Raw genomic sequence first — 12,447 nt, 5'->3', positions numbered from 1 at the left:
TAGGGTTGCGGGCCAGTTCCCGGCGCATGCGTTCGCTGGAGAAGCCCAGGAGGGCGCGGACCAGGTGGAAGAGAAAGAGGCTGAGGTCGGAGAAGGTCCTGGGCCTGCCGGGTTTTCTCTCCCCTTCTGGCAAGCGGGCTTGGAGCCATGCCTGGAGCAGGGGGACCAGTTCCTCCAGGGACAGGGGTAGGATGGAAGGGGGCGTCTGGTGTTCTTCCACAGCTCACCAAGCGCCCCCTTTTCCTTTGGCTTGTCAAGGGGGTATGCATTGAATATCCGAAAGGGGGGCTCTAAGGGTATGAATACCGACCGCCGAACCCTTCTTAAGCTCACGGCAGGCCTTCTTCTATCTCCCCTGGCCCGGGGCCAGGCCTCCTTTCCCGAGCCCCCGGTGCTCAAAAGCCGGGAAGGGCTCCTGGAGGTGCGGCTGAAGGCCGCCCCCACCCCCGTTACCGTAGCCGGGCGGGAAGCTCGGCTTTGGACCTATGGGGGTAGCTTCCCGGGGCCCACCCTTCGGGTACGCCCCGGGGATACGGTTCGCCTCGAGCTGGAAAACCTCCTCCCCGAATCCACCAACCTGCACTGGCACGGGCTTCCCATCTCCCCCAAGGTGGACGACCCCTTTTTGGAAATCCCGCCCAGGGAAACCTGGAGCTATGTTTTCACCGTTCCCCAGGACCTGGCGGGAACCTTCTGGTACCATCCCCACTTGCACGGGCGGGTGGCCCCCCAGCTCTTTGCCGGCTTAGCTGGGGCCCTGGTGGTGGAAAGCCCCGTGGACGGGATTCCTGAACTCCGGGAAGCCGAGGAGCACCTTTTGGTCCTCAAGGACCTGGAACTCGCATCAGGCCGCCCCGCCGCCCACACCCCCATGGACTGGATCAACGGCAAGGAGGGCAACCTCCTCCTGGTCAACGGGGCCTCCCGCCCCACCTTGCGGGCCGGCAAGGCCACCTTGCGCCTCCGCCTGCTGAACGCCAGCAACGCCCGCTACTTCCTGCTTAAGCTGGAGGCGCACCCCCTTTACCTCATCGCCAGCGACGGGGGCTTCCTGGAGGAACCCTATGAGGTCCCCGAACTCCTCCTGGCCCCCGGGGAACGGGCAGAGGTCCTGGTGCGCTTCCAGAAGGAAGGGGCTTTCCGCCTCCTCGCCCTTCCCTACGACCGAGGGGTCCACATGATGGGCGGGATGGAGCACATGGGCCACGGAGGAATGGCCATGGGAACAAGCCAAAGGCCCCAAACCCTCCTCACCCTGGTGGCCCCGCCCCGCCCCAAACCCCTCCCCCTGCCCAAGGCCCTGGCCAAACTGCCCGCCCTCAGCCCCAACCAGGCCAGGGTGACCCGGCGCATCACCTTCACGGAGGACATGATGGCCGGTCGCTTCTTCATCAACGGCAAGACCTTTGACCACCGTCGGGTGGACTTCCGCGGGCGGGTGGGCGACCTCGAGGTCTGGGAGTTGGAAAACCAAGGGAACATGGACCATCCCTTCCACCTCCACACCCATCCCTTCCAGGTCCTCTCCGTGAACGGCAAGGCCTTCCCTTACCGCGCCCTTAAGGATGTGGTGAACCTAAAGGCCCAGGAAGTGGTGCGCCTCCTGGTTCCCCTAAAGGATCTGCCCGGGAAGACCGTCTTCCACTGCCACATCGTGGAGCACGAGGACCGGGGCATGATGGGGGTGCTGGAGGTGGGCTAGTGCATCCCCACCGCCATCCTCCCCACGCCCCTCCCTCCCAGGTCCAGAACCGGCATGCGGGCCTCATCCAAGACAAGACCCCGAGGCCATGTTCCGGGTTCTCCCCGAGGCCACCCAAAGGGCCCTGGCCCCCGTGGCCGAGGAGGCCCGGACCAGGCTCTCCCGCGCCCTTTCCCGGCTCTAAAGACCCATTCTCGCTTTTTCCTCCACCCCTCCCCTCAGGGGGAGGGGTGTAAAATCTCCTTAAGAAGAGAAGCGAAGGAGGTGCCCAGATGAAGGACAATCGCACCCACCACGCGCACGAGCACCATCACCACCCCTCCCCCTCCGAGCCCAAGCACGCCCATCCTCCCCACACGGGCCACGACAAGCACGCCGGGCACACCCCGGAGATGTTTCGGGACCGCTTTTTCGTAAGCCTCCTCCTCACCCTCCCCATCCTCTACTTCTCCGAACATCTCCAAGATTGGTTCGGCTACCGGGCAGCCCAGTTCCCGGGAAGCGCCTGGGTGAACCCCGTCTTGGGGACGATCCTCTACTTCTACGGCGGCCTGGTCTTCCTAAAGGGGGCGCTTCGCGAGCTTCGGGCGCGCACCCCCGGGATGATGACCCTCATCGCCCTGGGGATCACCGCGGCCTACGGCTACAGCCTGGCCGTCTCCTTGGGCCTTCCGGGAAAGCCCTTTTACTGGGAGCTGGCCACGCTCATTGACGTGATGCTCCTCGGGCACTGGCTGGAGATGGCCTCGGTGCAGGCAGCAAGCCGGGCCCTGGAGGAACTCTCCAAGCTCATGCCCACCACCGCGCACCGGATCGTGGGCGACCGCATAGAAGACATACCCGTCTCCGCCCTCAAAGAGGGGGACCTGATCCTTATCCGCCCCGGGGAGCAGGTGCCGGCGGACGGGGTGGTGGTGGAGGGCGCTTCCACGATGAACGAGGCTTTCCTCACCGGGGAGTCCCGGCCCGTGCCCAAAGAACCGGGAGACGAGGTGATAGCCGGGGCGGTGAACGGGGAGGGCGCCCTCAAGGTCCGGGTCACCCGCACCGGGGAGGCCACCACCCTAAGCCAGATCCTGCGACTGGTACAGGAAGCCCAAGCCTCCCGGAGCCGCTTCCAGGCCCTGGCAGACCGGGTTGCGGGGTGGCTCTTCTACATCGCCCTTACCCTCGGCACCCTCACCTTCCTCGTCTGGCTCGCCCTGGGACGGGACTTCAACTTCGCCCTCTCCCTGGCAGTAACCGTGGTGGTCATCGCCTGCCCCCACGCCCTAGGCCTCGCCATCCCCCTGGTCACGGTGAACGCCACGGCCCTGGCTGCCCGGCACGGCATCCTGGTCCGGAACCGGGAAGCCTTTGAACGTGCCCGGGAGATCCGCTTCGTGGCCTTGGACAAGACCGGGACCCTCACCGAGGGGCGCTTCGCCGTTCGGGCAATATACACTGAGGAGTTTTCCGAGGAAGAGGTGCTTTCCCTAGCTGCGGCCCTCGAGGCTTTCTCGGAACACCCCTTGGCCCAGGCCATCGTGGAAGCGGCGGAAGGCAGGGGGCTTCCCCGCCCTGAGGTCCGGGACTTCCAAGCAGTCCCCGGCAAAGGCGTGGAGGGCACCCTCGAGGGTAAACGCTACCGGGTGGGCCGGCCCGAGTGGGCGGAGGAGCTTGGGCTAAGGGTGTCCGAAGCCCTAAAGCGAGGCCTCCAGGAGGCCGAAGGCCGGGGGGAAAGCGCCGTTGCCCTCATGGACGAGGAGCGGGTTTTGGCCTACTTCGCTTTGGCCGACCGCATCCGTCCCTCCGCCAAGGAAGCCGTCCAACGCCTGAAGGCCCTGGGCCTCACCCCCGTGATGATCACGGGGGACGCCGAGGCCGTGGCCAAAACCGTGGCCCAGGAGCTGGGAATTCAGCGGTACCACGCCCGGGTCCTACCCCAGGACAAAGCCCGGATCGTACGCGAGCTCAAGACCCAAGGCCCCACCGCCTTCGTCGGCGACGGCATTAACGACGCCCCCGCTCTCCTCGAGGCCGACCTGGGCATCGCCATCGGGGCGGGGACCAACGTGGCCATCGAGGCGGCGGATCTCGTTCTGGTGGAAAGCGACCCCCTGGACGTGGTCCGCGCCCTCCTCCTCGCCCGGGCCACCTACGCCAAGATGGTGCAGAATCTCTTCTGGGCCACAGGCTACAACGCCATCGCCCTGCCCCTGGCCGCCGGGGTGGCCTACCCCTTGGGGATCGTCCTTTCTCCGGCGGTGGGAGCGCTTTTCATGAGCCTCTCCACGGTGATCGTGGCCCTAAACGCCACGCTCCTCAGACGGGTGCGCCTGGACTAGACTGAGGGCATGGACCTAAGCACCTTAAGGGTGGACTTCCCCCTGATCGCTGGGCGGCCCGACCTCGTCTATCTGGACTCCGCCGCCACGAGCCAAAAGCCAAGGCGCGTCATTGAGTCCCTGAAGCGCTTCTACGAGACCCTGAACGCCAACGTCCACCGGGGGGCCTACCGGCTTTCCGCCGAGGCCACCGAGGCCTACGAGGAGGCCCGCAAAAGGCTTGCCCGCTTCCTGAACGCAAACCCCCAGGAGATCGTCTTTGTGCGCAACACCACCGAGGCCATGAACCTGGTGGCCTACGCCTGGGGCCTGCGGCACCTGCGGGAGGGGGACGAGGTCCTGGTCACGGAGATGGAGCACCATGCGGGCCTCGTCCCCTGGCACCTGGTGGCGGGCCTCACCGGGGCGAAGGTGAAGGCCATCCCCCTCACGGAGGAGGGAAGGCTGGACCTCTCCGCCCTGGACCGCCTCCTCACCGAGAGGACCAAGGTGGTCTCCCTGGTGCACATGTCCAACGTCCTCGGGACCATCAACCCGGTGGCGGAGATCGCCCGAAAAGCCAAGGAGGCGGGGGCCTTGGTGGTGGTGGACGGGGCCCAGTCCGCCCCCCACCTCCCCGTGGACGTGAAGGCCCTGGGGGCGGACTTCTTCGCCCTCTCCGGGCACAAGATGCTGGGGCCCACGGGGGCCGGGGTGCTTTGGGGCCGCTACCCGGTGCTGGAGGAGATGGGGCCCTTCCTGGGAGGCGGGGAGATGATCCGGGAGGTCCACGTGGACCGCTCCACCTACGCCCCCCCGCCCCAGCGCTTTGAGGCCGGCACTCCCCCCATCGCCGAGGCCATCGCCCTGGGGGAGGCGGCCCAGTACCTGATGGAGGTGGGCATGGAGCGGGTCATGGCCCACGACCGGGCCCTCCTGGACTACGCCCTGAGGCGCCTGGCGGAGGTGCCCGACCTCAAGGTCTACGGGCCCCAGGGGCCAGACCGGGGGGCGGTGATCCCCTTCACCCTGGGCCGCCTCCACGCCCACGACCTGGCCACCTTCCTGGACGCGGAGGGGATCGCCGTGCGGGCCGGGCACCACTGCGCCCAGCCCCTGCACCGCAAGCTGGGCCTGGCCGCCACCGCCCGGGCCAGCTTCTACCTCTACAACACGCAGGAGGAGGTGGACCGCCTGGTGGAGGCCCTCCTGCGGATTCGCGAGCGGTACCGGGCCTGGCTATAATGGGGGAATCCATGAGCGTCTTGGGCGAGCTCTACCGGGAGATCATCCTGAAGCACTACCAGAACCCCCAAAACTTCGGGGTGCTGTCCCAGGCCACCCGGCAGGCGGGGGGTATGAACCCCTCCTGCGGGGACCAGGTGGAGGTGATGGTGCGCCTGGAGGGGGACACCATCGCCGACATCCGCTTCCAGGGCCAGGGGTGCGCCATCAGCACCGCCAGCGCCTCCCTCATGACCGAGCTGGTGAAGGGGAAGCGGGTGGCTGAGGCCCTGGAGCTCTCCCGCAGGTTCCAGGCCATGGTGGTGGAAGGCGCCCCCCCCGACCCCGCCCTGGGAGACCTGGTGGCCCTCTCGGGGGTGGCCAAGCTCCCCGCCCGGGTGAAGTGCGCCACCCTGGCCTGGCACGCCCTGGAGGAGGCCCTGCGGTGAGGCGCTACCCCGCCCACAAGGTGACCCCCCTCCTGGTCCAGTACCCGGACCTGATGGAGGCCTGGAAGGAGGCGGCCAAGGCGGGGCTTTTACGGGCGGAAAGCCGGGGCAAGGAGAACGTGGTGGTGGTGAAAGACGCAAGCCTCATCGCCCGGCTCAAGGCCTTGGGCCTCGAGGGCGAGCCCGCGGAGGAGTAGCATGCAAGGGCTGGTCTTTCTGCACGCCTTTCCCTACAACCCCAGGATGTGGGAAGAGGAAGTGGGCTACTTCCGGGGGCGGCTTCCCGTGCTGGCCCCCCACTACCTGGGGCTTGGCCTGGGGGAGGCCGCGGAAAAGGTCCTAAAGGAGATGGACGAGGCCGGCCTAGAAGAGGCCGTCTTCGTGGGCCTCTCCATGGGGGGCTACCTCATCTTTGAGCTTTGGCGCAGGGCCCCGGAGCGCTTCCTGGGCCTGGTGCTGGCCGACACCCGCTCTGGTCCCGACACCGAGGAGGGCAGGAAAAGCCGCTACGCCCTGAGGGAAAGGGTCCTTCGGGAAGGGGTGGGCTTTTTGCCCGAGGCCCTTCTGCCCAGCCACCTGGGAAAGGCCACCCAGGAGACTAGGCCCCAGGTGGTGGCCAGGGCCAGGGAGATGATCCTCGAGGCCCACCCCGAGGCCGTGGCCCGAAGCCTCCTGGCCCTGGCGGAACGCCCCGACTCCACCCCCCTTCTCCAGGAGATGCGCCGCCCCGCCCTGGTCCTGGTGGGGGAGGAAGACACCCTCACCCCCCCGGAGGAGGCCAAGCGCCTCTGGAAGGCCCTGCCCGACGCCCGCATGCTCATCCTGCCCGAGGCCGGCCACCTGGCCAACCTGGAAAACCCCGGGGCCTTCCGCACCGCCCTCCTGGGGTTCTTGGCCGAGGTCTTTTAGGCCGGCCTCACTCCGGCTTGGGCTCCCGGGCCATGAGGGCGGAAAGGGCCTTCAAGGGGTCCAGCCCCTCGTAGGCCACCTTGTAGACCGCCTCGGCGATGGGAAGCTCGGCCCCGCTCTGCTCCCGCCAGGCCATGAGGGCCTTCACCGCGTAAAGCCCCTCCACTACCCCGCGGTCCTCGAGGCGCTCCAAAGTCTCCCCCCGCACCAACCGCTCCCCCGCCCCGCGGTTGCGGGAATGGAGGCTGTAGGCGGTGGCCAGGAGGTCCCCCAGGCCGGAAAGCCCGTAAAAGGTGGCCTCCTCCCCCCCCAGGGCGGTGCCGAAGCGCACCATCTCCCTGAGGCCCCTGGTGAGGAGGGCGGCCTTGGCGTTGTCCCCCAGCCTGAGCCCGTCCACCATGCCCGCGGCCAGGGCCAGCACGTTCTTCATGGCCCCCCCGAGCTCCACCCCCTTGAGGTCCTGGCTGGTGTAGACGCGAAAGGTAGGGCCGCTGAAGAGCTCCTGGGCGCGCCGGGCCAGCTCCGGAGGCCCTGCGGCCACGCTGGCCGTGGGGAGAAACCGGGCCACCTCCTCCGCGTGGTTGGGGCCAGAGAGGGCGGCCACCGGCCTGCCCGTGAGGCCGGCGATCACCTGGCTGGCGGTGAGAAGCCCCCCCTCGCGGAAGAAGAGGCCCTTGGTGGCCGAAAGGTACCAGGGGGCCGGGGGCAGGGCCTTCAGGGTCTCCTCCAGGGCCTTGGAGGGCAGGGCCACCACGGCGAACTCCGCCTGCCAGAGGGCTTCCTCGGGGTCGTGGGTGGGGTAGAGGTACCCGGGGAGGGCCACCCCGGGGAGGTAGTCCCGGTTCTCCCGCATGGCCCTTAAGGCCTCGGCGTGCTCCTTCCTCCGGGCCAGGAGGGCGGTGGGGATGCCCTTGGAGGCCAGGAGCACCCCCAGGGCCGTACCCCAGGCCCCGGCGCCCAGGATGGCCACCTTCATAGGAGGAAGCTCACCTCCCAGGCCTCGTACCAGGCGGCGAGGAGGAGAAAGAGCGCCCCCAGGTAAAAGCTGAGGAGGAGGTCCCTAAGCCCCTTGCGGTACCCCTCCCCCCGGGCGGTCCTGGCCAGGAGGACCAGGCCGCCAAAGGTGACCAGGATGTAGGCCTGAAGCTCCAGAAGCAGGGTGGGCAGGTGGAGGAGGAAGGTGCTCCCCAAAAGGGCGGGAGAGAGGGCCAGGCCGAAGACGAAGTAGCGGGCGGCGTTCAGGAGGAGGAGGGGAAGCCCCAGGAGAAGGGCCGGCACCAACCCAGTAAGGAAAAGACCCTGGCTGAAGTTCCACTGGAAGATGACCCCGGCGAGGACCAAGACCCCCTTGCCCATGGCCGCCTCCAGGCCGATGGCCTCGAGGGCTCCCCCGAAAAGGGCCTGCAGGGCCCGGGCCAGGTCAGGCATGCCGTAGGCCAAAGCCGCCCCCAGGGCGAAGAGGCCGTAGAGAAAGAGGTTGGTGAAAAGGTAAAGCCCCCGGTAGGCCCTAAGGAGGGCCAGGGCCTCCCCCAGCCAGGCCCGGAAGGGGGAGGGCTGGAGGAGGAGGAAGCCCCAGAAGAGGCTGAGGAGGAGAAAGCCCCAGCCCGCCAGGGGGGTGAGGAGGTAGCCGGGCAGGGCCAGGCCCTGGGGGCGGAAGTAGACCCGCGCCACCCTCTCCCCCTCCAGGACCACCACCACCTCCCCCACTTCCTCCCCCAAGGCGGCGGGGAAGCGCACCCGCTCCCCCTCCACCTGGGGGCTTTCCAGGTTCACCGTGAGCCCCTCAGGGGGAGGAGGAAAGAGGGCATAGCGCTCCAGAAGCCCCGGGGCCGCCTCCGGGGGGGCCTTCAGCACCGCCTCTAGGCTCGGGGAAAGCTCCCCCCTGAGCCAGCCCTCCACCGCCCGCCGGGCCGCCTCCACCTGCCCCTGGGCCAGGGCGGGCAGGAGGGCCAAAAGCAGGACACCCCAAACCCTTAGCATGCTCCTCCAATCCCCGGGCCTAGACCTCCTCCAGGGGAACCCCTTCCCGGCACAGGGGGCAGGCCTCCTTGGGGTACTGGGGAACCTCCAGGCGCGCCAGGGCCCGGAAGGGCACGCCGAAAGCCGCCCGGCCCCCGCTCCGGTCCACGATGGCCCCCACGCCCACCAGGACGCCCCCCCGGGCCTCCGCGGCCTGGATGGCCTTGCGCACGCTCTCCCCCGTGGTCACCACGTCCTCCACCGCCAGGAAACGGTCCCCCGGGTTCACGGTGAGGCCCCTGCGCAGGGTCATACCCCCCATGCCGTCTTTTTCGGCAAAGAGGGCCCGGGCCCCCAGGGCCTTGGCCACCACGAAGGCGAGGACCACCCCGCCCAGGGCCGGACCGATGACGAAGTCCACCTTCTCCTCCTCAAAGAGCCGCCCTAGGGCCTCCCCCACGGCCTCGGCGTAGAGGGGATGCTGCAGGAGGGCCGCCGACTGCAAAAAAAGGGGGGAGTGGGCCCCCGAGCGCAGGAGGAAGTGCCCCTCCAACAGGGCCCCCGTCCTCCGGTAGAGGTCCAGAACGTCCATCCCTCCTACTCTACCAAAGCCCCTAGCAAGTCCTCCGCGGCCCTTAAGGCCCCCTCCAGGTCCGGCCTGCCCCCCGGGTAGAAGAGGGCCCGGCTGGCGGCGTTCAGGAGGCCCGGCCCCTTGAGGGGCCGCCCCCCCTGGGCCCCCACCCCGGGGAGGAGGAGGGGGGAACGGGGCGCCACCCTCCGCACCGCCCATACCGCCTCCGGATAGGTGGCCCCCACCACCATGCCCACCCGGCTCCACTCCCCCTCCCCCATCCGGCCCAGGGCCTCCGCCAGGTGGAGGTAAAGGGGCCTCCCCTCCACAGGGAAGTCCTGGAGAAACCCCGACCCGGGGTTGGAGGTCTTGGCCAGCACGAAGACCGCCCCCTGGCCCCGCTCGGCCGCCTGGAAGAAGGGCGAAAGGGCCTCGAGGCCCAGGTAGGGGTTCACGGTGAGGGCGCTTCCGGGAAAGCGCCCCAAATAGGCCGCGGCGTAGGCCTCGGCGGTGGAGCCGATGTCCCCCCGCTTGCCGTCAAAGATCACCGGCAGGCCCATGACCCGGGCCCCGCTGGCCAGCTCCCAGAGGAGGGCCATCCCCTCCGGGCCTAGGGCCTCAAAGAAGGCCAGCTGAAACTTGACCGCCGCCAGCCGTGTGGCCAGGGCCTCAAAAAGCTCCAGGGCGTAGCGCCTCAGGTGCACCAGGGGCTCGGGCCCGTGGAGGCTCGGCCTGGGGTCCACCCCCAGGACCAGGGGGGGACGGGCAAGGGCCTCGAGGAAATCCATGCCCCTCACTATAGGGCTTGACGCCGGGCCGCCCCCGGCCTTAAATGGGGTAGACCGTCCAGAAGGTGCCTATGAAAAAGCTGGCCTTGGCCCTGAGCCTTCTTCTGGCCGCCTGCCAGGGGCCCACGGGGCTCAGCCCCCAGGCCCTGAAGGAGGAGGGAGAGACCTACATCGCGGTGCTGGAACCCCAGGGGCCTGGCCGGGCCCGCTTCGCCGAGCGCCTGGCCGCTCTGGAGCAGGAGCTGGGCCTTTCCATCCCCGCCGAGGACCGCCTCGAGGCCCTGGGGGCGGTGATCCTCCGCCACCTGCCCCCCGCCAAGGCCCAGCGCCTGGCCAAAGACCCCCGGGTCTACGCCCTAACCCCCGACCAGGAGGTAAGGGCCTACGCCCAGACCATCCCCTGGGGGGTGGCGCGCATCGGCGCCCCCAGCACCACTGCCAAGGGAGCCGGCGTTTCCGTATACGTACTGGACACCGGCATCAAGGTGGGCCACGAGGACCTCACCAACCTTAGGGGTGGCTACGCCGTGGTGAAATGCCGTGGCCGGTGCAAGGCCGCCTACGACGACGACAACGGCCACGGTACCCACGTGGCCGGCACCGTGGCCGCGGTCAACAACACCCTGGGCGTCCTGGGGGTGGCCCCGGCCGCCGAGCTCTGGGCGGTGAAGGTGCTTTCGGGCTCCGGCTCGGGCTCCATTAGCGGCATTGTCCAGGGCCTGAACTGGGTCCTCACCCACAACAATGGGGGTAAGCCCAAGGTGGTCAACATGAGCCTGGGCGGAAGCGGCACCGATGACCAAAACGGCCAGTACTGCCCAGCGAACCGCTCCACCAACGCCTTCCACAACGCCATCCAGAAGGCGGTCTGCGACTACGGCATCACCGTGGTGGTGGCCGCAGGCAACGAGGGGGATAACGCCGCCAACCACACCCCTGCCGCCTACGACGAGGTCATTACCGTGAGCGCCACCACCAGCCAGGACGACTGGCCCTCCTGGTCCAACTACGGCCCCGATGTGGACCTGGCCGCCCCCGGGGTATCGGTTCTTTCCACCTGGCACACTTCGTCAGGCGCCTACAACACCCTAAGCGGCACCTCCATGGCCAGCCCCCACGTGGCCGGGGCCGCCGCCTTGGTCCTCTCCCGCTACCCTACCTACACCCCGGCCCAGGTGAAAGAGGCCCTCCTGCAAAACGCCGAGAGCACTGCCTCCTGGAACAACACCTCGGGGAGGCCCCACCCCGAACCCTTCCTGAACGTGCGCGGCTTCTAGGTCACGCCCAAAAGGAAAAACCCCCCTAACGGGGGGTTTCCTTGCGCAGGTTGGAGGGGGAGAGCGCGGGAACGGGCTTGAGACTCCTTAGAAAGGAGGTGATCCAGCCGCACCTTCCGGTACAGCTACCTTGTTACGACTTCGCCCCAGTCACGAGCCCTACCCTCGGCGCCTGCCCTAAGGCTCCCGGCGACTTCGGGTAGAACCCGCTCCCATGGCGTGACGGGCGGTGTGTACAAGGCCCGGGAACGTATTCACCGCGGCATGGCTGATCCGCGATTACTAGCGATTCCGGCTTCATGGGGTCGGGTTGCAGACCCCAATCCGAACTACGCCCACCTTTCCGCGATTCGCTCCCCGTCACCGGGTCGCAGCGCTCTGTAGTGGGCATTGTAGCACGTGTGTCGCCCAGGCCGTAAGGGCCATGATGACCAGACGTCGTCCCCGCCTTCCTCCTGCTTTCGCAGGCAGTCCCGTTAGAGTGCCCGGCCTCACCCGCTGGCAACTAACGGCAGGGGTTGCGCTCGTTGCGGGACTTAACCCAACATCTCACGACACGAGCTGACGACGGCCATGCAGCACCTGTGCTAGGGCTCCCTCGCGGGCACCCCAGGCTTTCACCCAGGTTCCCTAGCATGTCAAGGCCTGGTAAGGTTCTTCGCGTTGCTTCGAATTAAACCACATGCTCCACCGCTTGTGCGGGCCCCCGTCAATTCCTTTGAGTTTCAGCCTTGCGGCCGTACTCCCCAGGCGGCGCGCTTAACGCGTTGGCTTCGGCCCCCAGAAACCCCAGAGACCTAGCGCGCATCGTTTAGGGCGTGGACTACCCGGGTATCTAATCCGGTTTGCTCCCCACGCTTTCGCGCCTCAGCGTCACGAACGAGCCAGGTGGCTGCCTTCGCCATCGGCGTTCCTCCCGGTATCTGCGCATTTCACCGCTACTCCGGGAATTCCACCACCCCCTCCCGCCGTCTAGCCTGAGCGTATCCCACGCTCCCCCACGGTTGAGCCGTGGTCTTTCACATGGGACGCCCCAGACCGCCTACACGCCCTTTACGCCCAGTAAATCCGGGTAACGCTCGCNCCCTCCGTATTACCGCGGCTGCTGGCACGGAGTTGGCCGGNGCTATTACCTGGGTACCGTCATCCCCCTCATCAGGGCTTTCGTCCCCAGTTCAGGAGTTTACACCCCGAAGGGCTTCCTCCTCCAAGCGGCGTCGCTCCGTCAGACTTCCGTCCATTGCGGAAGATTCCTAACTGCT

At 68.0% G+C, this 12,447-nt stretch carries 11 protein-coding genes, 1 rRNA gene and 1 pseudogene; 7 read left to right on the top strand and 6 right to left on the bottom strand.

All coding sequences use genetic code 11. From position 1 onward, the window contains the following. Positions 1-220: pseudogene (locus B128_RS12110) on the bottom strand (hypothetical protein); the annotation flags it as partial. Between the two features lie 78 nt (positions 221-298). Here B128_RS12110 and B128_RS0100880 point away from each other — a divergent pair. The 6 genes from B128_RS0100880 to B128_RS0100850 all read left to right on the top strand — a co-directional run bounded on the left by B128_RS0100880 (position 299) and on the right by B128_RS0100850 (position 6,590). Then, the gene (locus tag B128_RS0100880) at positions 299-1,702 is read left to right on the top strand and encodes a multicopper oxidase family protein (RefSeq protein ID WP_018110417.1); all 1,404 of its coding nucleotides are present in this window, start codon (positions 299-301) and stop codon (positions 1,700-1,702) included. Positions 1,703-1,974: 272 nt separating this feature from the next. Further along, the gene (locus B128_RS0100870) at positions 1,975-4,029 is read left to right on the top strand and encodes a heavy metal translocating P-type ATPase (RefSeq protein ID WP_018110416.1); all 2,055 of its coding nucleotides are present in this window, start codon (positions 1,975-1,977) and stop codon (positions 4,027-4,029) included. A 9-nt stretch (positions 4,030-4,038) separates the two neighbouring features. Beyond that, a complete protein-coding gene (locus B128_RS0100865) occupies positions 4,039-5,253 on the top strand; it encodes an aminotransferase class V-fold PLP-dependent enzyme (RefSeq protein ID WP_018110415.1) in 1,215 nt (404 codons plus the stop codon). 11 nt (positions 5,254-5,264) lie between these two features. Beyond that, positions 5,265-5,681, top strand: a complete 417-nt coding sequence (sufU, locus tag B128_RS0100860; RefSeq protein ID WP_018110414.1) for a Fe-S cluster assembly sulfur transfer protein SufU — start codon at positions 5,265-5,267, stop codon at positions 5,679-5,681. After that, positions 5,678-5,878 carry a hypothetical protein gene (locus B128_RS0100855; RefSeq protein ID WP_018110413.1) on the top strand — a complete coding sequence of 67 codons (201 nt, stop codon included), beginning with the start codon at positions 5,678-5,680 and terminating at the stop codon, positions 5,876-5,878. Before sufU ends, B128_RS0100855 begins: the two co-directional genes overlap by 4 nt. A gap of 1 nt (position 5,879) precedes the next feature. Beyond that, complete coding sequence (locus B128_RS0100850) at positions 5,880-6,590, top strand: alpha/beta fold hydrolase (protein WP_018110412.1); 711 nt, start codon at positions 5,880-5,882, stop codon at positions 6,588-6,590. Between the two features lie 7 nt (positions 6,591-6,597). On the opposite strand, the gene B128_RS0100845 is transcribed toward B128_RS0100850, so the two are convergent. The 4 genes from B128_RS0100845 to pyrF are packed head-to-tail and all read right to left on the bottom strand — an operon-like array spanning position 6,598 to position 9,908. Then, positions 6,598-7,566 carry an NAD(P)H-dependent glycerol-3-phosphate dehydrogenase gene (locus B128_RS0100845; RefSeq protein ID WP_018110411.1) on the bottom strand — a complete coding sequence of 323 codons (969 nt, stop codon included), beginning with the start codon at positions 7,564-7,566 and terminating at the stop codon, positions 6,598-6,600. Next, positions 7,563-8,570 (bottom strand): hypothetical protein, encoded by a 1,008-nt coding sequence (locus tag B128_RS13055; protein WP_018110410.1) that lies wholly within the window; start codon positions 8,568-8,570, stop codon positions 7,563-7,565. Before B128_RS13055 ends, B128_RS0100845 begins: the two co-directional genes overlap by 4 nt. A 19-nt stretch (positions 8,571-8,589) precedes the next feature. Continuing rightward, positions 8,590-9,141 carry an orotate phosphoribosyltransferase gene (gene pyrE / locus B128_RS0100835; RefSeq protein ID WP_018110409.1) on the bottom strand — a complete coding sequence of 184 codons (552 nt, stop codon included), beginning with the start codon at positions 9,139-9,141 and terminating at the stop codon, positions 8,590-8,592. A gap of 5 nt (positions 9,142-9,146) precedes the next feature. Next, positions 9,147-9,908, bottom strand: a complete 762-nt coding sequence (pyrF, locus tag B128_RS0100830) for an orotidine-5'-phosphate decarboxylase (RefSeq protein WP_018110408.1) — start codon at positions 9,906-9,908, stop codon at positions 9,147-9,149. Between the two features lie 71 nt (positions 9,909-9,979). Between pyrF and B128_RS0100825 the strand changes: the two genes are divergently transcribed. After that, positions 9,980-11,185: a S8 family peptidase gene (locus B128_RS0100825; protein ID WP_018110407.1), complete on the top strand. Its 1,206-nt coding sequence runs from the start codon at positions 9,980-9,982 to the stop codon at positions 11,183-11,185. 91 nt (positions 11,186-11,276) lie between these two features. On the opposite strand, the gene B128_RS0100820 is transcribed toward B128_RS0100825, so the two are convergent. After that, positions 11,277-12,447, bottom strand: a 16S ribosomal RNA gene (locus B128_RS0100820); the annotation flags it as partial.

The sequence above is a fragment of the Thermus igniterrae ATCC 700962 genome (genome assembly GCF_000376265.1).
Classification (GTDB): Bacteria; Deinococcota; Deinococci; order Deinococcales; family Thermaceae; genus Thermus; species Thermus igniterrae.
This window is presented reverse-complemented; position numbering and strand designations above follow the sequence as displayed.

Bases quoted from the DNA above. Each gene is read 5' to 3' on its own strand.
- B128_RS0100880 (WP_018110417.1), top strand. From the start codon at position 299: ATGAATACCGACCGCCGAACCCTTCTTAAGCTCACGGCAGGCCTTCTT.
- B128_RS0100865 (WP_018110415.1), top strand. From the start codon at position 4,039: ATGGACCTAAGCACCTTAAGGGTGGACTTCCCCCTGATCGCTGGGCGG.
- B128_RS13055 (WP_018110410.1), bottom strand. From the start codon at position 8,570: ATGCTAAGGGTTTGGGGTGTCCTGCTTTTGGCCCTCCTGCCCGCCCTG.
- B128_RS0100850 (WP_018110412.1), top strand. From the start codon at position 5,880: ATGCAAGGGCTGGTCTTTCTGCACGCCTTTCCCTACAACCCCAGGATG.
- pyrF (WP_018110408.1), bottom strand. From the start codon at position 9,908: ATGGATTTCCTCGAGGCCCTTGCCCGTCCCCCCCTGGTCCTGGGGGTG.
- B128_RS0100825 (WP_018110407.1), top strand. From the start codon at position 9,980: ATGAAAAAGCTGGCCTTGGCCCTGAGCCTTCTTCTGGCCGCCTGCCAG.
- B128_RS0100845 (WP_018110411.1), bottom strand. From the start codon at position 7,566: ATGAAGGTGGCCATCCTGGGCGCCGGGGCCTGGGGTACGGCCCTGGGG.
- B128_RS0100870 (WP_018110416.1), top strand. From the start codon at position 1,975: ATGAAGGACAATCGCACCCACCACGCGCACGAGCACCATCACCACCCC.
- pyrE (WP_018110409.1), bottom strand. From the start codon at position 9,141: ATGGACGTTCTGGACCTCTACCGGAGGACGGGGGCCCTGTTGGAGGGG.
- sufU (WP_018110414.1), top strand. From the start codon at position 5,265: ATGAGCGTCTTGGGCGAGCTCTACCGGGAGATCATCCTGAAGCACTAC.